This window comes from Sporichthya polymorpha DSM 43042 (assembly GCF_000384115.1).
In the GTDB taxonomy this organism is placed as follows: domain Bacteria; phylum Actinomycetota; class Actinomycetes; order Sporichthyales; family Sporichthyaceae; genus Sporichthya; species Sporichthya polymorpha.
Window position 1 is genome coordinate 184,426 of record NZ_KB913029.1, and the last position, 18,986, is coordinate 203,411.

Consider the following 18,986-nt stretch of genomic DNA (forward strand, 5'->3'; position numbering starts at 1 on the left):
CGGCCAGCGCGCTCAAGCGCAGCTGAACCAGGCGCGCGGACTCCACGGTGGCCCACAGCTCACCGGCGAAGTCGGCAAGCGGGTCCCCTCGCCACAGCTCCAGCGCTGAGGCATACAACGTGACCACGTCCGGTGAAGGTGGACCTCCACGGGCAGCCTCGATCCGCGCCCTGCGGATCTGGTCGGCGAAAACCTGGACATCGACCGCGTTCGGGTTGACCTCGACGCGGTAGCCAGAAGCTTCCCGGTGCACGAGATCGAGCCCCAGGGCGCCCAACGCCCGCCGGAGCTTGGACACCCGCAGCTGCAGAGCGTTCGCTGGATTGTCCGGCAGCACGCCCTCGCTCCAGAGGCGATCGATCAGCGTGCTCGCGGGCACAGTGCGCCCTGGCGCCAGCAGAAGGAGCGCGAGCACCGTGCGTTCCGCCGGCCCGGGCAGCTTGGCGGGCTGCCCGTTTACGCGCAGCTCCATGGGACCCAGCAGCCGGAACTCGCCGGTCACCTCGGCGCTCATGCTCGCTGCCCGCGCGCCTGGTATTCGCGGAGGAAGTCCCGGATCGCCGGCGCGACCGCGTTCGCGAGGTCTTCGGCCGTCTGCAGGTCGACGCTCATACCGACCGGCGCAAGCCGGCCGTTCGGCAGCACGTTCACGGCGAGCGTCGACGTCCGGGCCGGATGGCGGACGTCACCGCCCGCGAAGATCAAGGTCGGCCTCGTGATGCTCGCGAGCTCCGCCACCTCACGAAAGGACCGGTCCCGGCCGATCGCCGCTGCCGCCGCCACGCTGGCGGCATCAGCTCGCGGCATCGCCTCCCGCACCAGGTTCCCGATCAGCGGCTGCAGATACGGCAGGTACAGCTCCCACCCGGCCGCGACGCCCCGGGCGCGCACGACCTCAGCGAAGTGATCCATCAAGGCGGTCTCGGCGGCCTTTGCTTGGTCGTCCTCGATCTCCTCCATGCTCACCACGATCAAGGCGCGAACTCTCTCAGGGTGCGAGAGAGCGGTTCGGAGCCCGATCGTTCCGCCCAGGCCGGTCCCGCCGACCACGGCTATGTCGCTCTGCAGTGCGTCGATCAGCGAAACGACATCGGTGGCGTACTGGTCCCAGGTGTGACGGGCCGGGTCGGCGCACCGGGAGCGCCCGTACCCGCGCACGTCCGGCAGGGCCACGGTGTACTCGTCCGCCAGTCGCGCCGCTAGGGGAAGGAGGCTGCGGTGGTCGGGACCACCCCCATGCAGCAGAACGACCAACGGACCTTCACCCTGCACGGACGCATACAGGGCGCAGCCGTCCGATCCGGCGTAGGCCAGCGCGCGATCCTGCACGGCCGAACCCTATTTCTTCCCAACCTGGCCTAGCGCGACTCTCGGAGCAGGGAGCGCACCAACCGAGAACGTTCTTCCCGGCTGCGGCGTCTTAACCGCATGCACCAGAGGGCAGGGGCGAGATGGAAGACCTGATCCACAACTCCGACCGGCAGCGGCGGGATGACGTGAGAGCACCGGCGTTGAGTGCGGACGAGCATGCCCGGGTCCGCGCGGTTCTGTACCTGAACGGCCTTCGTGGCGCCGATCTCGACGATGCGGCGCAGGACGTCGCCGTGCGCATGGTCGAGCACGCCCCCGGCGTGGCCAGTCGCAACGCGTGGGCGTGCGCCGTGGCCACCCGGATCGCCCTCGACCGTCACCGGTCCCGCCGGCGGGGCACAGCGGCCCTGGCGCGTCTGCGCCTCCACGGTACGGGCAGCTACAGCGACCCCGACATCGCGCTTCGCGAGTCCGTGCGGGCGGCCTTGCGCAAGCTCGATCCAGATCTCCGGGCGACCGTCGTGCTGCGCTACTACGCCGACCTCCCGGTCGGCGAGATCGCTGTGCTCCTCGGCATCGCTGAGGGCACGGTCAAGTCCCGGCTTCACCGAGCCGCCGCCTTCCTTCGACTCGAACTGGGGAACGCATGAACCACGACCTCGACGAATTGAGCCCGGGGGCAGAGGACCGCCTGCGTCGTGGCCTCGGCCTCTTGGCCGAAGAGGCGCACCTCAGCGCCACGGCGTGGCGCCCCCGATGGCAGCCGGCCGTGGCGATCGGGGCCGCGGCCGCCGTCGTCGCTCTCGCCGTCGGACTAAGCACTCAGGCGCTCTCCGATGACGCTCCGCGGACCACTCTCGCCGGCGAGGCGCCCGGGACCGCGCTCCCCGGCTCGCTGCAGCCGAACGGCGGGGCACCCGCGGCCATGGGAATCTCCTACGATCTGCGGCGCCTCGTGACCGGGTCACCGCGCGTGGTCGTCGGAACGATCGTCGACGTCAAGCGAGGAGCGCTCGACGCGGACGGCGGCATGAACTACGTCATGGGGATCGTCAAGGTCGAAGAGACGCTGCGCGGCCCAGCCGTGAACCAGATCGCAGCCTTCGACTACGACTACGGCACCGCGATCACCTCGGCACCCGGGCTGGGCGCTCCCCTTGTTCCCGGTTCCCGCGTGCTGTTGTTCCTGGCCGACGTCACCGGAACGGTGCACGAAAGCCTTCAGCCGCAGCACTGGCAGATCACGGGCGGAGCCCAAGGGCTCTACGCCATGAACGGTGCTGAGCCGAACGCGCCTTTCACCCTCGACGAGGTGCGCGCAGAGGTCAAGCGGACTGACGGCTGACGCGGGTCCCATACCCCGGTACCGTATAGGCATGAAGCCTGACGAAACGACTCAGCACAGCTACACAGACGACAAAGCCGCATACCTCAAACGCCTGCGCCGCGTGGAAGGTCAGGTGCGCGGGATCGCGCGGATGATCGAGGATGACAACTACTGCATCGACATCCTCACTCAGGTATCGGCTGCGACCAGTGCCCTGGAATCGGTGGCACTTCGCCTTCTTGAGGACCACCTCCGACACTGCGTCGTCCATGCCGCAGCCGAGGGCGGGGCAGTGGCCGACGCGAAGGTCGCGGAAGCAACCGCCGCGATCAAGCGCCTGGTCAGATCCTGACCCACCCCTGTATACCCTGCTGGGGTATGATTCAGGCGCGATCCCGAAGGAGGAATAGCCGTGGCTCTCACGAAGTATCGTGTCGAGGGAATGACCTGCGGCCACTGCGTTGCCGCCGTCACAGCCGAGCTGCGCGAGCTGCCCGGCGTGGAAGACGTCAAGGTCGACCTGGTCCCGGACGGGCTCTCGACAGTCGTCGTGACTAGCGAGACCGCCCCGGAACTGGGCCAGGTACGTGCCGCCGTCGACGAAGCGGGCTACGTCGTGGTGGAAGCGCTGACCTGAGCGTGTCGACGGTACCCCCCGGGGGTTATTCCCGGAGTCGTCTGGCGTTCACCCGCTGATCGTGCAGGGTCACTACCTCTCCCGAAGGCTTGCGAGCGATTCCATCGCCGCTCTGACAGGACCTTCGGATGCCTCACACGGCCGCCTCGCGGCGACGTAGTCGACCCACCCTCGCTGCCGCCATCATGTGCGGTGTCTTAGGGGGTTCCCTCACCGGCCTCGGTGCGTTCGGCTTCGATCGCGCACCGGCCGCTGCGGCCGATCAGTGCTACAGCCTGTCCGAACCTCCGAGTCCCGAGGACGCGACAACTGCGCCCTCGGCAGGGGAAACCGAGCGCGACCTCACGACGCCCCTCATCTCGGAAGGGCCGAATTCGGTCCACGAGGACGAGAGCACAAGTCCCCACCCGACGGACCCGAGCGGTGAGTCCACCACGGAGTCCTCTGATCCCATCGCCACCGCCGAGACCGCTGACCCGTCCCCTCCTTTCACAACCACGGCGCCGCTCGTGTGTCCTCCCCATGGCACCGTTCCGACCACCTCCCCGACGCCGGAATTGCCGACTCCGGAGCCGCCCGCCACCGGCGACCCGGTTGATGCGCCCCCCGCCGTAGCACCGCCCACCCTGATACCGCCCACGCCCAAGCCGACGCCTGCACCTACGACGCCGCCCCACAGGGACGGTGACGAGACGGTGATCGGCGTGCCGGATCTGGGGAAACCCAGCGAGATCGGGTCGTCAGGACGCTCAATGCCGCGCACGCCCACTCCCGATCGAACCGGGACGATCACCAGGCCTGAAGTGATCGCGCGTGCAGTGAGCTGGGTGACGCAGAAGGTTCCCTACAGCCAGACCCGTTGGTGGACGGACTCCGCCGGTACGTTCCGGCAGGACTGCTCCGGCTACGTATCCATGGCCTGGCGCACCGACCAGCGGATCAACTACTGGACCGGGAATCTGGCCCGCGTCTCCGACCGGATCTCCTCGCCCGCCCTACGGCCAGGTGACGTTCTCAATCTCGCGGGCAAGCACGTGGTCATCTTCGCCGGCTGGGAGGACGCCGCGAAGACGAAGTTCCGGCTGTTCGAGCAGTACGCCACCGGCCACACCCCCAGGTTCGTCCGCAACGCCCCACTGTCCTACTACCTCTCGCGCGGCTACGGCGCCTACCGCTACGAGGGCATCGTCGAGCCCCGGTTGTCCGGCGCTGTGTCGGCCGCATCGCTAGCCGCGACGCCGTCGACGCCGACGGCGGCCGCGGCTCGCAGCGAGACCTTCACTTTGATGGCAGCATCGTCGAACCTTGAAGCCGCGGACGAAGCGCCGGCGAGGAGCGCGGAGGCGGTCACGCCGGAGTCCTTGCTGGTCGACCTGCCCGCCACCGTGTGGACTCCCACCGTCGCCGAGCAGTACACCGCCGATGCCGCGGTCGCCGACTCATTGCCCTCCGACACCACACCAGCGGCGGAACGAGCCGTCTCCCCGGAGTACCTGGTGGCCGAGCAACAGGCGCTCGACGCAGCCGCCGTCGACGCTGCGGAAGCTGCACTGGCGGCGACGAATCCAACAGCCCTGGCCACGCGCTCGACCTCGCCCGCCGGGCTCATCCTCGCGGCCGGACTGGGTCTCCTCGTTCTCGCGGTGCCTCTCGCCGCCGCGTCGCGTGGCCGGATCTGGATCCCCGTCGTCGGAGCCGTTGCGCCACTGGCTCGCCATGAGGGCGGTCGCACCGGGAGCGCATGATCACAGGCTGGTTCCGCGAGCCCCTAGCCACACTTCCGGATCGAGGGCGGTACCGCGTCGGCGAACCTCGAAGTGCAAGTGAGGCCCTGTGGCGAGACCTGTACTGCCGACGCGGGCGATCACGTCACCGGCACCGACCCTTTCCCCGGGCTCAACGAGCATCTGCGAGGTGTGCGCATAACGCGTAATGACGCCATCGCCATGGTCGATGGTCACGGTGTTGCCGTTGCCCGCCTCCCATTCGGCCTCGACGACCACTCCCGAACTCGCTGCTCGGATGGGGGCTCCTGCCGTTCCGGCGACATCTGTTCCGGTGTGCAGCTTGTACTTCCCGGTGATCGGGTGCGTGCGCATACCGAAGTCGCTGGTCACTCGTCCAGGCAGAGGAGACACCCAGGGATCGGCTCCTGCCGGACTGGAGCTCGGTAATCCTGCTGTGGGTTCGGTCGCAGAGGAGCCAGAGCTCGCAGGCTGCGCGCTCAGCGCTGCATCGAGTACCTGTGCGAAGGACCGCGCTGCGTCCGCTGCAGGCGCGGTGCCGGACATGCCGGACTGCACGGCTCTGAGGCCGGCCTCGATCTGGCTAATTCGCTGCCTCAGGGCGAAGAACCCCGCAGAATCAATGACGCCGCCGTTGTACACGCTGCTATATCGGCGCGCCGACATCAGTCCTGAGCCGGTCGCGGCAGGCATCTCCCGAAGGTTCACGCGCTCCGATCGTCACGGGCTTGACCACGGCACGGGCAACTCCGCCGCCATCTTGGCGCTCGCACTCGCGAAACCGCCGCGGAAAGGCGCCACGGCTGGAGGAACCCGGCATGTGTTGTGGCTTCGGCTACTGCATGACGAAGTCCGTGAAATAGATGTCCATGACGTCGCCGTGGTAGGCCTCAGCGACGGCGGCCAGCAGTGCATCCTTGGCTGCGTTCCGGCCCACCGCAGTGTTCAGTTCGGCCACCTTGCGGTTGGACAGCTGCTCGATCACTAGGTCGAGGGCTTTGGAACCGTCGGGCTCGGCGTCGCCCTCCCCGCCGTGACCGGCCCCTCCGGACGAACCAGCGGCGGTGAACTGCAGGGCCACGCCCACCTTCAAGTAGCGTCCCGCATCGAGGTTCAGCGTCACCGGGTCGAGCTCGACCACGAGCCCCGGCTCAGGAGCGTCACTGGTAGTAGGCGTCGGTTTCAGGAAGGTGTAGGCCCCCGCGCCGAGAGCCAGAACGATGGCGAGGACGATGACGAGCTTCTTCTTTGATTTCGGTGTGGAAGCCTTGCGTCCGGCAGCCTGTGCTTCGGCCGGCTCGCTCCGTCGGCGAGCCGTGCCATCTGACAGAGCATCGAGCGCACCTTCAGCGTGACCGGAGCGTGATGCGGTTGGAGTTGCCATGCCGAGTGCCGTCCTCGCTTCGCCCGCGGCCGATCTGTCGGCCCGTCACTGTCTTCGGCCGCCATGACGCGGATGTGAGGCTTAGGTCCTCGTGTAATTGAGCTCAGGCGGCGGTGGGCCAGGCTTCTGGTAGGTCGCGGCGAGCGTGCCGTACAAAATAAGACGGGTCGACGAACCCCAGCGTGGGTTGCAGGTGACCAGCGTGATCCGCCGTTCGGTAGGGCGAACGCCGGGCTGTTCGGGGACGGGGAGAACCACCTCGCCGTAGCTGGGATCCACGAGCTTGTAGGCAGGGTCCCCGGGTTGCGCTCCCGGTTGGGGGTCGATGGTGTAGACGAACCACTGAGAACGCGTCTCGACGACCACGCGGTCGCCGGCAAGCACCCGGTCGAGGTATGCGAAGGGCTCGCCCTGAGTGGCGCGATGTCCGGCGACCGCGAAATTGCCGACCTGGCCGGGCTGTGCCGATCGCGGAAAGTGCCCCACCCCGCGCGCGAGTTGCTTCAGACCCACGCCTTCGACAAGCGGCTTCTCCCAGCTCCGGCCCAGACGTTCGATGTAGATGATACCGATGGCGTCACCTTTCACAGGCGCGCCCGCGACCACCTGTTGCGCCCACGATTCCCGGAGGTCGCCCTTGATGGCGTCCTGCCGGCGGTCCGCTTCGAAGTTCGTGTAGAACACCTGGTAGATCACCATGAGCAGCGCCAACACGCCGAGGGTGATGAGGACTTCGCCGGTACTCCGAACGAGAAGGTGCCGTCGGCGGCGCCACGACGAGAGTTGCCCGGCGGCGGCGCCCGTCACCCCCGCTCCCCCGACGGCGCCACCGCCGAGGCTTCCGGGAGGTACGGCGTCGGCTCGCGTCGGTCGCCGCGCCGCCGGGAGACCACCAGGTAGGCGAGCGCGGCGACGAACAGGAGGATCGAGACCCAGTTGTTCAGCCGCATGCCGGCGATCTCGTGCGCCTCGTCCACCCGCAGCGCCTCGATCCAGAACCGGCCGGTGCAGTACGCGGCGATGTAGAGGGCGAACACCTGGCCGTGGCCGAGGTCGAAGCGGCGGTCGGCCCAGACGAGCAGGCCCGCGACCAGCAGGCACCACAGCGACTCGTAGAGGAACGTCGGGTGGTAGGTCGCGACGTCCGGCGTGGCCCGGGGCCGGTTCTCGGGATCGATCTCCAGAGCCCACGGCAGGTCGGTGGCCCTGCCGTATAACTCCTGGTTGAACCAGTTGCCCCACCGGCCGGCGGCCTGCGCCAGCACCACCCCGACCACGACGGAGTCCGCGACCGGCGGCCAGGCAAGACCGGCCTGCCGCGCCCCGATCCACGCGCCGACGGCACCGAGGGCGACGGCTCCCCAGATCCCGAGCCCGCCCTCCCAGATCTTGAGGGCGTCCAGCGGCTTCCCGCCGTCGCCGAAGTAGTCGTCCGGGGTGGTGATGACGTGGTAGAGCCGGCCGCCGAGGATCCCCATCGGCACGGCCCACATGGCGATGTCGGCGACCTGCCCCGGCTTGCCGCCGCGCGCCACCAGGCGCCGGTCGCCGACGACGATCGCGAGCAGGATCCCGGCCACGATGCACAGCGCGTAGCCGCGGATCGGGAAGCCGCCGAGGTGCCAGACGCCTTCGGCCGGGCTGGGGATCGACGCGAGGAGAACTTCTGGGGTCATGGGTGGATCGACACCACGTCTGCGCTGGACCGGTGCGGATCCTGCGCGCCGTTCCAGGCAACCGTTAAGCCGATCGCTGCGCCGAACAAGGCGACCAGGGACATCAGCACGGCGATGAGGAGGACACGGCCGCCACGCGGAGGCGCCGCCTCGGTGAAGCTAGCCATTCTTCAGCTTCTGCATCTTTTTGATCTCACTTCGCTGGGTGGTCTCCATCTGCTCAGCGAGCTTGAGCGCTGCGGGATCCTTGCCGTTGGAGCGTTCAGTCTTGGCCATCTGCAGGGCTCCGCGGTGGTGCTCGATCATCATCGTGAGAAACATCCGGTCGAACTCGGCTCCCTTCGCGGCGGCCAGCATTTTCAGGTCTTTCTCCCCGGCCATCCCTGGCATCTCGGCGGACATGCTCATCATGTCCTCGGGTGCCATGGAGGAGTGGTCCATGCCCGCCATGTCCGCGACCAGAGGCTGATCCCACGCCTCCAAGAGACTCTGCATGGTTTCGATCTCGGGACCCTGCCCAGCCACGATCGCGGCGGCGAGCTTCTTGACCGCCGGATCCTTGGCGCGGGTAGCGGCCAGCGAGGCCATTTTCACCGCCTGGGAATGATGCGGAATCATCTGTTGCGCGAAGGTAACGTCCGCGGCGGTGAAGGTGGTCGCGGCCGCCGGCTGCATTGCATCGTCGTTACCCCCGCCGCACGCAGCGAGGACGGCGACGGAGGTCAGGGCGGCCAGTGCGAGTGCTGCTGAGCCAAGTAGGCGGTTGGTCATGGAGTGCCTTTCGTCGGGGGCGGACGACTACTGCAACTGCGCCAGTTGCTCGGTCTGTTCTGTGCGGAGGCGTTCGGCGAGCGCGCGCGCATCCGGGTTGATCCCGTTCTTCAACTGCTTGCCCACCAGGTCCAGCCCCCCACGGTGATGACGGGCCATCTGGATACGGAACTGGCGGTCGAACGCCGGTCCCGTCAGCGACTCAAGTCGCACCACGGCGCGTTCGGGCAGCATCCCGAAACCCGCCTCGCCGTCGCCGATCTCGTGCCCGGGCAGCTCGGCGCCTGCCGCTGCCCATGCGCGGATCCAGTCGGCCAGCACGTCGACCTGCGGTGCGTAGGAGGCCTCGATGTCCGCGGCCAGCGCCTTGACCGTAGACGCGCGACCGCGGGAAGCCGCCAGCTCCGCCAGCCGCAGAGCTTGTCCATGGTGCTGGCTCAACTGGACCACGAAGTTGACATCGGCTTGGACGAAGGACGGACCGACCTGTTGACCCGCCGGCGCGGCTGCGTCCGGAGAGCCCGAGCCGCCGCACGCGGCCGTGGCCGCCATGACCACGGCGGCCGCTGCGGCCATGCGCCCACGCAGGAGGATGCCCGTCACGTGGCGTCTGCCCGGCGCAGCGGCGCGAACCGGCGCAGCCGCAGGCTGTTGGAGACCACGAAGATGGAACTGAAGGCCATCGCGGCGCCGGCGATCATCGGGTTCATCAGCGCGGCGGCGGCCAAGGGAAGTGCGGCGACGTTGTAGGCGAAGGCCCAGAACAGGTTGCCTTTGATCGTGGCCAGCGTCTTGCGGGACAGCCGGATCGCGTCAGCGGCCGCGCGCAGGTCACCGCGCACGAGGGTCAGGTCGCTGGCGGCGATGGCGGCGTCGGTACCGGTTCCCATGGCTAGGCCGAGGTCGGCCTGCGCGAGTGCGGCGGCGTCGTTCACGCCGTCGCCGACCATGGCCACCGTGCGGCCCTCAGCTTGCAACCGCTTGATCACCTCGACCTTCTCCGCCGGCAGGACCTCCGCGATGACCTCGTCGATCCCGACGGAGGCGGCCACGGCGTGGGCGGCACGGGTGTTGTCCCCGGTGAGCAGGACCGGCCGCAGGCCCAGCGCCTTGAGCTCGGTGATGGCCTCGGCGGAGGTGGGTTTGACGGTGTCCGCGACCACCAGCACGCCGCGCAGGGCGCCGTCCCAGCCGATCCAGACCGGCGTCTGGCCGGCGGCCTCGGCGGCCTCGGCAGCGGCCACCAACTCCGGGGACGGGTGCTGGGACCATTCCTCGGCCAGCCAGGCACGGCGGCCGGCGACGACCGCGTAGCCGTCGACGACGCCGGCGACGCCACGCCCGTCGGTGCTGGCGAAGTTCTCCACGTCCGCCAGGGGGTGACCCTGCGCCAGGGCCCCCTGCGCAATCGCGCGGGCGATCGGGTGCTCGGAGGCGTTCTCCAGCGCCGCGGCGAGTCGCAGGACGCGAGCAGGATCCTGCCCAGCTGCGGCGTGCACAGCGACCAGCGTCATCTGACCTGTCGTCACCGTGCCGGTCTTGTCCAGCACAACGGTGTCGACGCGACGGGTGCTCTCCAGCACCTCGGGACCCTTGATGAGAATGCCTAGCTGAGCGCCGCGACCGGTGCCGACCAACAACGCCGTCGGCGTCGCCAGTCCCAGCGCGCACGGGCAGGCGATGATCAGCACGGCCACCGCTGCAGTGAACGCCAGCTCCGGGCTCGCCCCGTTGCCCAACCAGAGACCGAGCGTTGCGGCCGTGAGCACCAGGACGATCGGCACGAAGATGGCCGAGACCCGGTCGGCGAGGCGCTGCACGGCTGCCTTGCCCGTCTGCGCCTCCTCCACCAGGCGCGCCATCTGGGCGAGCTGGGTGTCCGCGCCGACGCGGGTGGCCCGCACGACCAGGCGGCCGCCGGCATTCACGGTGGCTCCGGTGACGGCGTCACCGGGACCGACCTCGACCGGCACTGACTCGCCGGTGAGCATCGAGGCGTCCACCGCCGAGGTCCCGGAGCTCACCACGCCATCGGTGGCGATCTTCTCGCCCGGCCGCACGATGAACTCCTGGCCCACGGCCAGGGAACTGATCGGGATGCGCTGTTCGACGCCGTCCGCAAGGAGGGCGACGTCCTTCGCGCCGAGATCCATCAAGGCGCGTAGGGCAGCGCCGGAGCGCCGCTTTGCTTTCGCCTCGAAGTACCGGCCGGCGAGGATGAACACCGTGACCGCCGCGGCGACCTCGAGATAGATCTCATCCGAGCCGCCGCCCCGCTCGGGAATGAGGTGAAAGCCCATCGTCATGCCCTGCTCCCCGGCACCGCCGAGGAACAGCGCGTACAGCGACCAACCGAACGCCGCCGACACCCCGACGCTGATCAGGGTGTCCATGGTGGCCACGCCGTGGCGCAGATTCATCCACGCTGCGCGGTGAAACGGCAGCGCCCCCCACACCACAACCGGAGCCGCGAGGGTCAGGCTGGCCCACTGCCAGTAATCGAATTGCGCCGGAGGGACCATCGCAAGAATCAGCACCGGCAACGCGAGCAGCGCGCTGACGATCAGCCTGGTGCGCAGTGCCGCCGCTGGGTCGTGCTCGTCTGCCACTGCCGTCGATCCGGAGTCGGACGAGGTATCGGTCTCGACCGGCTTCGGGGGCGGCGGAAGTTTGGCGGTGTAGCCGGTGGCGGTGACTGCCGCTACCAAATCGTCGGTGGCGACGGTGGGCGCGTAGCTGACCCGGGCCTTCTCGGTCGCGTAGTTCACCGACGCGGTGACGCCCGGCAGCTTGTTGAGCGCCTTCTCGACTCGGCGCGCGCAGGAGGCACAGGTCATCCCGCCCACGGCGAGGTCGATCGTGCGCAGGTCCTCAGTACCGGCCGAGGTGTCGACGGTAGTCATGTCCGGCTCCTCTCAGTGGCCGCTGTGAACGTCGGACGGGGGAGGCGACGGCTCCGTCGAGGCAGAGTCGCCCTCGTCCGGGCTGACTGCGGGAGTGCCTGAGCCCTCCAGTACCTCGACCGTGAACTCCGCGGTCCGCACTTCGCCGTCGTGCGCGAAGTTGAGGTACAGCCGGTACAGACCCGCCGTGGGGAATGTGGTTCCGAACCGGATCTCCGGCCCGCCGAGCTGATCACCACTCGCCTCTTCGGCCGGGTGCGTGTGCAGGTAGGCCAGGTCACCGGACCGCAACGAGACCAGATGCCCGAACGCGCCGAGGTACGGCTCCAGATCCGTCACTCCCCCGCCATTCCGGGTGACCGTGAAGGTGAGCTCGGCCTCCTCGCCGGCAGCGGGCGTCCCGGCCAGCGTGACCTGGAAGTCATCCGACGACCACTCCGTCGACGGCTCGGGCAGCTCGGCCGGCGTGTAATCACCAGGCACGAACGCGTCGGAACCGAGCGTGATCGTCTCGCCCAGCGCGGACGGGGAGAAGTCGGCAAAGAACCGATACACCCCGGCGTCGCGGAGGTCCACCGGCACACGCCACATGCCCTCGGCGTCCCGCTCGGGGTGCAGGTGCTGGAAGTTCGCCATGTCGCGGCGGACCACGATCAGGTGCATCTGCTTCTCATGCGTAGTGTCGAAATTGAGCACCGTCCCGCCGTCCGGGCTGGTGATCGTGAAGCCGACCTCTACGGAGTCGCCTCCGCGCGGCGTCACGTCAACCACCCGCAGGGTGTAGCCGCGGGAGGACACCGCCAGGCCGGGTAGATCGGCTGCACCCACCGCGCCACCCTTGGCGCCGGCCGGAGCGGCCGACGACGGCGACGACGGCGACTGCTCGGCTGTCTCGCCACTCATATTCATGCCACCGTGGGCGGCCCCGTCGGATTCGTCGGCCATCGCGAGGCCCACCTCGTCCTCCGGCGCGATTGGGTCGAGCAGGGACCCCACGCCGAACGCCAGGCCGAAAAAAGCCGCCGTTACGGCCGCGAAAGCGGTGAGTTTGACGCCGACGTTCATGTGGGTCTCCTCGAGCCAGGTGCTTCATTTTCGACTCATACGGGGTACCGGTATGGGGTACAGCGTGGAGCGTAGCACGAATTACCCCTGGGGGGTATCGATGCAAGCGGGCCCAGTCACAACAACTGGGCGCGGTAACCCTCCGCCTCGATGGCGGCAACCACCTCGGCCGCACCAGCTCCGCTTCCGTCCAACTCGACGGTCGTCCGCTCGGCCTTCATGTCCGTCCGCGATTCCCGGACGCCGGGAAGGTCCTCGACCGCCTCGTCGATCAACATGCCGCAGCTGGCGCAGTGCATGCCGGTGATCGCCAACACGATGGTGCTCAAGATCCGCTCCTCTCCCCGGAGGCCGCACCGGCCGCCTTTCCCGCGGCCTTCTCCGCGTCGTTCTTGCCCGCCACCTTCGGACCTGTCGAGCTCTTCACATCCGGGCGTCCACCGAGCAGCTCTTCGGCGGCCGGTAAGCCTCCATCGACCGCGGGGCCGGTCGGAGTTCCTTGGAAGGCGATGCGCCCGGAGTACATGCCCATGCCGCACGTGTACTTCAGGTTCCCTTCCTTCGGGACGCCTAGATCAACGCTGGTGACGCCTGTCTCAGGGAGCACCTTCTGGATGCCCTTGCTGGCTACCACGAAGGCGCGGGTGCACCCACCGGTATCGGCGGTGACCAGTTCGAGCCGGGTTGGTACGCCGGGCCGGGCCGCGACCGCTGACGGTTCGTACCCTCCGTCCTTGACCGTGAGGGTGATCAGCTGCGTGCCGTCGGGCAGCGTCCGCACCGCGGCCGCGGATTCCGCCGCGGAGATCGACCCCGAGGCGCGCTCCGGGCCCCAATCGCCCAACGTGAGGGCCGAGTTCACCGTCCACGCCGCGACGCCCAGGACGACGAGTCCGGTGGCGATGGACAGGCGGCCTTGCCACAGCCGCGACGACTGGCGCAGCAGATACCCGATGAGCGCGAACAGCGGAACCGTCCCGAGCACGAACCCGGCCATGACGGCGGCGCCGGCGAGCACCGACCCCGAGGTGATGGCCAACAACCACACACTCAAGGTCACACCGCAGGGCAACAGCACCGTCAAGAAGCCCAGCAGGGCGGGAGTGAAGGCCGACTCCGAGCGCGCGCTGCGGCGGACCCGCCTGGTCCACGCCTCCGGCGCGCGGGGGGTGAGCCCGCGCACTGCCTTCACGCCGAGCATGTCAAGGGCGAACACCACCATCAGCGCGGCCGCCACCAGCAACAGCACGGCCCGCTGCCGAGGGCTGGGTTGAGCCGCGGCGCCGATCGCACCGAAGGCCGCGCCGAGGAGCGCGTGCGAAAGAAGTTTGGCGGACAGGAACGCTCCCAGCGGGACGAGCGCCCCGTCCTCACCGAGCAACCCGGCGCGCTGGGCAGCGCTGACGGTGCGGTGCCGGGACGCGGGACCCGCGTCCTCGCGCGAAACGTCCGGAACGCGCACGGCGCCGGCGCCGGCGCCGGCGGGCACGAGTTCAGCGTCGGCGGCGGCGCGACGACGCCCGACCGCCCCGGCGAGCAACCCGCCCTGAACGGCAGCGCAGGAGGCGCCTCCGGCGATGGCGCCGGTGGTCAAACCGGTGAAGAAAAGGGACAACGCAGACATCGATGGAACCCTTCTGGGTCGCGGAACCGGCGCGAAGCGCACGGCGAGAACAGCTGAAACCACCTACGCCGGGCGCAGGTGGGCAGAGTTCTCCTAGATCCGCTGGACGCAGAGGGTCGCGATGCTCGGCGCGCGCCGCTCCGGGAGCGTTCCGGCCACATGACGCGCGCGCGCTTGCGGCGGCACCGCCGCCACGACGAGGGAAGCCATCACATCGGGGCTGACCAGAGCCCCCACCGCTGAGGCCGCAGAGCTGACCATGCAGGAAGACACAGAGTGTTCGTGACCGGGGTTGTGCCCCGACCCGCCCTCGGCGTCGTCGCCTTGGGTGCCGTGTCCGCCGTGGCCCGCCTGGGTGACCGCCGACATTGACGCCGCGGCGGCACTGGGGTGACTCCCGCTGTGACCCGCCGCCGCCTCCGTCGGAAGCGCCCGAGGGGTGACCGGAGGCGAGGAAACCTCAGCCCCGCTCGTCCCGAAGGCGACCGTCTGGCTCCAGCCGAACACGCAGGCAAGCACCGCGACGACGAGCACGAGTCGCGATGCCGAGCGAAGCGGGGCCGGGCGGTCCATGGTTGCCTCCATGTTACGCGGCGCCAACCGGGAGTCGAGATCAGTTCGGCGCACCGGCGCGCCCGGATGGCTCCCGTTCAGCTCAGTTCGTGGAAGCCGCGGCGAACGATCGGTACGCTGACTCGTCATGGGCTACGAGGGAGCGGGCACCGCCCGCGGCGAGCCCAGGACCCGCTCATCGCGGACGCGGCCGGTCCTCGTCGTTCTCGTCGCCGCGCTGATGATCCACCTGTTCGGCCCAGGACTGCAGAGCTCGACCCATGCCGAGACAGCCGCACCTGGTCAGGCCGTCGTCGAATATGCCGCCCATCCCGTCGGGGCCGACTTGGGGATCTCTCCCGGGGAGCACCCTGCGGAGACCTGTCATTCGCTCCTCGGCGTCACGTCCGCCGCAACTGCAGTGTCGGCAGTCACCTGCTCGATCCCGACCGGCCGCCCCGATATCTCGCCCCCTGACGTACGGACCTGGCTTTCCCGGTCCTGGATCGGAGGCGAGGGCGGCGACGCCGCTGCAGATCCACGACGAAGCCCCGGAGTACAGCGGATCTAGGAGGAGCGTCGCTCACGCATCTCATCAGCGTGGGCAACGGCGTTCTCCTGTGTCCTCTCAATCCTGGAGTTTCCTGTGTCTGACCGCTCGCCCCGTCACGCCTGGTCCACCGCAACTTCCCCCCACGAATCTGCACCCAGCCGCACCGGAGCGGTACCCCGGCTGCGGGCCGTCCGCCAGGATCCCCTGCTCCTGGTGACCGCATTGGCGTCAGCCGGCGCCGGCATCATCCACGCTGCGGTTGTCCCGGAGCACACCAACTGGTGGGCCAGCGTCACGTTCTTCGTCGGCCTGGCCTCGTTCCAGCTGGGTTGGTCTGCCTTCGTGTTGCTCCGCGGGCCGGCGCAGCTGACGCTCCTGGTGGGCGCGGGTGCGAACGTGGCCGCCCTGGCGACCTGGACCCTGAGCCGGACGACGGGCATGCCGTTTGGACCACATCAGGGCGTGGCCGAACCGGCTGCACGGGCGGACGTCATTGCGAGCGTGCTCGGCATTGTAATTGCCGGCGGGGCGACATGCATCGCGCGCGGATGGCGGCCGCACTCGCTGTTCTCCATTCGCCCCGCGCTCTCGGCGTGCGCAGGCGGGCTGGCGGTCTCCGCTCTGTCCCTGGTCGCGCTGTCGGGGGTCTCAGGACACGGGCACTCCGTCGGGGAGGGAGACGGCCACATCGGCCACGGCGGTGCCATCCAGACTGCCGCGGAAACGGTGTCGCTCGCGCCGGCCGCTGCGTCCGCCCAGTGCCGCAGGACCGCGCAGGTTTCGGCGGATGCGACCTTCGCCAAGGCAGTCGCCGCCGCGAACGGGAAGGCGGGCGCCATCACGAAGGCGGAGAAGGCGGCGAAGAAGGCACTCAAGCGGGAGCTGGCGAAGTGCGCAACCGCGCCGGCGCCTGCGCGGGCCGGGAAAGTTACCGCGGCGACCCCGCACCCTGACGACGGTCACGGACACTGATCGCGCCGATAGGCCGGATGCGCGTCATTCGACGGGTCGTCGGCACCCTCGTCGTGACCCTCGCGGTGGGCGGGTTCGTAGCTCCTCCCGCAAAGGCGCACAGCCTGCCCTCGGCGGTGTATGTCGACCTTAGCTCCTCGGACCCCGGCCAGGTCCGGGCCGAGTTGAGGATGTACGCGCCGCTGCTTCTGATGTCCACCGCCGACTACACCGCCGATGTCGAGCTTGGGCAGGCCGGCGCCGAGGCGCAGTCCGATCAGGACATGCCCGCGCAGGCGGCCGCGCTCGACGAGCACGCCGACTCCGTCCTGACCTACGTCACCGACCACTTCGTGGTGACGGCGGACGGCCGTTCGTGTTCCGCGACGAAGGGGGGCCCGGTCACGGCGGAGCAGCGCGACGGGCAGCCGTACGTGCGGCTGGTTCTCGATTACGAGTGCCCGGAACCAGCGGCTGCGCACGAGGTGCGGAGCGATCTCTTCCCCGCGTCCGAGGGGTACGTGACCGACACCAAGACGATCGTCACGTTCGACCTCGATCTCAATTCGGGTACAGCGATCCTCGACGCTGAGCACCGCTCGTTCTCCACCGACCAGTCATTCAGCGCATGGTTCCGGTCATGGTTCCGGGTTGGCGCCGAGCATCTGGTGTACGGACTCGACCACGTGCTGTTCCTGCTCGCGCTGATCGTGGGATCCCGCCGGCTCCGGGAAATCGTCTTGACCGCCACGACCTTCACGTTGGCGCACTCCGTGACCTTCATCCTGGCCGCCCTCGGCGTGGTCGAGGCACCTCGGGTGCTCGTCGAGCCCCTCATCGCGGCCTCGATCGCGTTCGTCGCCGGGTGGTACCTGTGGCGGGCCTGGCGACATGGTCAGGACGGACCCCACCTGCCCGCCGGCAACTCGCACTTCAGCCTGGACCGCGCCGGCTGGAGCAGACTGGCGGTGGTCTTCGGCTTCGGTCTCATTCACGGGCTGGGCTTCGCTACGTCGTTGGGGATCGACGAGCCGTGGTCATGGAAGCTGCTGTCGTCCCTGCTGATCTTCAACCTGGGGATCGAGGCCGTTCAGTTGACGATCGTCGCGATCAGCTTCCCGCTTCTTGCGCTCCTGCGCCACCGCTCACCGCGCGGGGGGTTCTGGGCATCGGCCATCGCCTCCGCCGCGGTGGCCCTGGTGGGCGCCGGGTGGTTCATCGAGCGGGCCGCCGATATTTGAGCCCGGGCCGTACGACAAGGCGTCCGCCTAGTTCCGGCAACCGGCGAAACTCCGCACGATCATGGAGAGGATTCGTACTATTCATCCCTGATCGACCCGGACCGCTGCCTTCTCCGGCGGCGATCCACCCGCCTCAGGAGCTCAGATGCGAAACCCGCGCGTGGCCGCCGTCATCGGCGCCGTGGTGCTGCCTCTGCTTGCCGGGCTGTCCGGCGCCGCGGCCTCCCCGGGAACGACCGGCGCCGCAGGAGCGCCGGCTGCGTATCGGGGCGCTCTCGCGGACGCGGCGTACACCTGCCCACACCTGCCTCCCGGCCTCCAGGCTGCGGTGATCGACGTGGAGAGCGGCTGGGATGCGGTGAAGGAAGGGCCGAACGGAACGCAGGGTCTGGCCCAGCTCTCACCGCGGATGTGGGCACTGTGGGGAAGGGACGCGGATCACGACGGCGAGAACAGCCCTCGGGACTCGGCGGACGCCATCGACGCGCAGGCGCGTTTGCTCTGTCAGCTTTATCGACAGGCGGTTCAATCGCCGCTGCGGGGCGACCGTCTTTCACTCACTCTGGCCGCCTACCGGCTGGGATGGACCCGCCTCCAACAGGCAGGCGGGCTCGGGCAACTGCCGACGACGCGCGAATACGTCGCAGAGGTCAAGGGACTTGCGCCGCACTACGCCGACGGCCTCGGCGTGACGAACAACTCCCGCTCGCTGTACACCCCGCTCCCCAACCCGCGCACCCCCGCGGGCGCGGTGACGTGGGCGCGCTCGATGGTCGGCGACGACGGGTGGCTCAGCCTGTGCCTGAATTTCATGGCCCGCGCCTACGGCTGGAACCACTCGGGCACGCGCTACGCCATCGACCACTGGTTGTTCACTCCGGAATCGATGCGCCACCACCGGCAGCGCAATGCTCCGGTGGGCGCACTCATGTTCTGGGACACGGGCCTGCGGCCGGGCCATGTCGCGATCTCCCTCGGCAACGGGTACGTCGCCACGAACGATGTCATCACCCCTGGCCGGATCAGTATCGTGCAGGCATCGACGATCGACGCGCGCTGGAACGCGCGCTACCTCGGCTGGACGCCGCCCTACTTCCCGGACGGGGTGTAGCGCCTGTGCGGCACAGGCAGCCTGCGCACGCGTGCCGCTCGGCGCGGTGTGGTTGCCTGTGGGGCGGGCGAAATATCAGGACACGAGTCAGGCCGCGGGTCTGCTCACCGCCGCACGTTGACAGTGGCCATCATG

At 69.1% G+C, this 18,986-nt stretch carries 21 protein-coding genes; 8 read left to right on the forward strand and 13 right to left on the reverse strand.

Annotated elements, in window-relative coordinates:
* Both SPOPO_RS26720 and SPOPO_RS0100935 read right to left on the reverse strand, forming a co-directional pair.
* The coding region (locus tag SPOPO_RS26720; protein WP_033384849.1) for an AfsR/SARP family transcriptional regulator at nucleotides 1-514 on the reverse strand (514 nt) is incomplete at its 3' end.
* Nucleotides 511-1,329 (reverse strand): alpha/beta fold hydrolase, encoded by an 819-nt coding sequence (locus SPOPO_RS0100935; protein ID WP_019872913.1) that lies wholly within the window; start codon nucleotides 1,327-1,329, stop codon nucleotides 511-513. The genes SPOPO_RS26720 and SPOPO_RS0100935, both read right to left, overlap by 4 nt.
* 122 nt (nucleotides 1,330-1,451) lie before the next feature.
* Between SPOPO_RS0100935 and SPOPO_RS0100940 the strand changes: the two genes are divergently transcribed.
* From SPOPO_RS0100940 to SPOPO_RS32125, 5 genes are all read left to right on the forward strand, one after another.
* On the forward strand, nucleotides 1,452-1,961 hold the full coding sequence (locus SPOPO_RS0100940) for an RNA polymerase sigma factor (RefSeq protein ID WP_019872914.1): 510 nt from the start codon (nucleotides 1,452-1,454) through the stop codon (nucleotides 1,959-1,961).
* Nucleotides 1,958-2,656: a hypothetical protein gene (locus SPOPO_RS0100945; protein WP_019872915.1), complete on the forward strand. Its 699-nt coding sequence runs from the start codon at nucleotides 1,958-1,960 to the stop codon at nucleotides 2,654-2,656. Before SPOPO_RS0100940 ends, SPOPO_RS0100945 begins: the two co-directional genes overlap by 4 nt.
* A 31-nt stretch (nucleotides 2,657-2,687) precedes the next feature.
* Entirely contained in the window at nucleotides 2,688-2,990 is a 303-nt protein-coding gene (locus tag SPOPO_RS0100950; protein WP_019872916.1) for a metal-sensitive transcriptional regulator, read from the forward strand.
* Nucleotides 2,991-3,050: 60 nt separating this feature from the next.
* Complete coding sequence (locus tag SPOPO_RS0100955) at nucleotides 3,051-3,275, forward strand: heavy-metal-associated domain-containing protein (protein ID WP_019872917.1); 225 nt, start codon at nucleotides 3,051-3,053, stop codon at nucleotides 3,273-3,275.
* Between the two features lie 827 nt (nucleotides 3,276-4,102).
* Entirely contained in the window at nucleotides 4,103-5,020 is a 918-nt protein-coding gene (locus tag SPOPO_RS32125; protein ID WP_156869438.1) for a hypothetical protein, read from the forward strand.
* Here the strand turns inward: SPOPO_RS32125 and SPOPO_RS34975 are convergent, their stop codons facing one another.
* The 11 genes from SPOPO_RS34975 to SPOPO_RS0101015 form a co-directional block, all read right to left on the reverse strand.
* The gene (locus SPOPO_RS34975; RefSeq protein ID WP_156869440.1) at nucleotides 5,021-5,713 is read right to left on the reverse strand and encodes a M23 family metallopeptidase; all 693 of its coding nucleotides are present in this window, start codon (nucleotides 5,711-5,713) and stop codon (nucleotides 5,021-5,023) included.
* A gap of 142 nt (nucleotides 5,714-5,855) precedes the next feature.
* The gene (locus SPOPO_RS35420) at nucleotides 5,856-6,404 is read right to left on the reverse strand and encodes a flagellar basal body-associated FliL family protein (protein ID WP_245541652.1); all 549 of its coding nucleotides are present in this window, start codon (nucleotides 6,402-6,404) and stop codon (nucleotides 5,856-5,858) included.
* An 81-nt stretch (nucleotides 6,405-6,485) separates the two neighbouring features.
* A complete protein-coding gene (locus SPOPO_RS26735) occupies nucleotides 6,486-7,211 on the reverse strand; it encodes a class E sortase (RefSeq protein ID WP_019872920.1) in 726 nt (241 codons plus the stop codon).
* Nucleotides 7,208-8,080: a prolipoprotein diacylglyceryl transferase gene (gene lgt / locus SPOPO_RS0100980; protein WP_019872921.1), complete on the reverse strand. Its 873-nt coding sequence runs from the start codon at nucleotides 8,078-8,080 to the stop codon at nucleotides 7,208-7,210. Before lgt ends, SPOPO_RS26735 begins: the two co-directional genes overlap by 4 nt.
* Nucleotides 8,077-8,247: a hypothetical protein gene (locus SPOPO_RS34060; RefSeq protein ID WP_019872922.1), complete on the reverse strand. Its 171-nt coding sequence runs from the start codon at nucleotides 8,245-8,247 to the stop codon at nucleotides 8,077-8,079. The genes lgt and SPOPO_RS34060 overlap by 4 nt, the downstream gene beginning before the upstream one ends.
* The gene (locus SPOPO_RS0100990) at nucleotides 8,240-8,851 is read right to left on the reverse strand and encodes a DUF305 domain-containing protein (protein ID WP_028984408.1); all 612 of its coding nucleotides are present in this window, start codon (nucleotides 8,849-8,851) and stop codon (nucleotides 8,240-8,242) included. The genes SPOPO_RS34060 and SPOPO_RS0100990 overlap by 8 nt, the downstream gene beginning before the upstream one ends.
* A 27-nt stretch (nucleotides 8,852-8,878) precedes the next feature.
* The gene (locus SPOPO_RS0100995; RefSeq protein WP_019872924.1) at nucleotides 8,879-9,454 is read right to left on the reverse strand and encodes a DUF305 domain-containing protein; all 576 of its coding nucleotides are present in this window, start codon (nucleotides 9,452-9,454) and stop codon (nucleotides 8,879-8,881) included.
* Nucleotides 9,451-11,754, reverse strand: coding sequence for a heavy metal translocating P-type ATPase (locus SPOPO_RS0101000; protein ID WP_019872925.1), 2,304 nt, complete (start codon nucleotides 11,752-11,754; stop codon nucleotides 9,451-9,453). Before SPOPO_RS0101000 ends, SPOPO_RS0100995 begins: the two co-directional genes overlap by 4 nt.
* Nucleotides 11,755-11,766: 12 nt before the next feature.
* A complete protein-coding gene (locus tag SPOPO_RS0101005; RefSeq protein ID WP_019872926.1) occupies nucleotides 11,767-12,819 on the reverse strand; it encodes a hypothetical protein in 1,053 nt (350 codons plus the stop codon).
* A 116-nt stretch (nucleotides 12,820-12,935) separates the two neighbouring features.
* Nucleotides 12,936-13,148, reverse strand: a complete 213-nt coding sequence (locus SPOPO_RS0101010) for a cation transporter (protein ID WP_019872927.1) — start codon at nucleotides 13,146-13,148, stop codon at nucleotides 12,936-12,938.
* Nucleotides 13,145-14,485 carry an urease accessory protein UreH domain-containing protein gene (locus tag SPOPO_RS0101015; protein ID WP_245541653.1) on the reverse strand — a complete coding sequence of 447 codons (1,341 nt, stop codon included), beginning with the start codon at nucleotides 14,483-14,485 and terminating at the stop codon, nucleotides 13,145-13,147. Before SPOPO_RS0101015 ends, SPOPO_RS0101010 begins: the two co-directional genes overlap by 4 nt.
* A 1,276-nt stretch (nucleotides 14,486-15,761) precedes the next feature.
* Between SPOPO_RS0101015 and SPOPO_RS32135 the strand changes: the two genes are divergently transcribed.
* The 3 genes from SPOPO_RS32135 to SPOPO_RS32140 all read left to right on the forward strand — a co-directional run bounded on the left by SPOPO_RS32135 (nucleotide 15,762) and on the right by SPOPO_RS32140 (nucleotide 18,851).
* Nucleotides 15,762-16,520, forward strand: coding sequence for a hypothetical protein (locus SPOPO_RS32135; RefSeq protein ID WP_019872930.1), 759 nt, complete (start codon nucleotides 15,762-15,764; stop codon nucleotides 16,518-16,520).
* 17 nt (nucleotides 16,521-16,537) lie between these two features.
* Nucleotides 16,538-17,740, forward strand: coding sequence for a HupE/UreJ family protein (locus SPOPO_RS0101030; protein WP_019872931.1), 1,203 nt, complete (start codon nucleotides 16,538-16,540; stop codon nucleotides 17,738-17,740).
* 145 nt (nucleotides 17,741-17,885) lie between these two features.
* Nucleotides 17,886-18,851, forward strand: coding sequence for a lytic transglycosylase domain-containing protein (locus SPOPO_RS32140; protein ID WP_051098252.1), 966 nt, complete (start codon nucleotides 17,886-17,888; stop codon nucleotides 18,849-18,851).
* The last annotated feature ends 135 nt before the right edge of the window (nucleotides 18,852-18,986 follow it).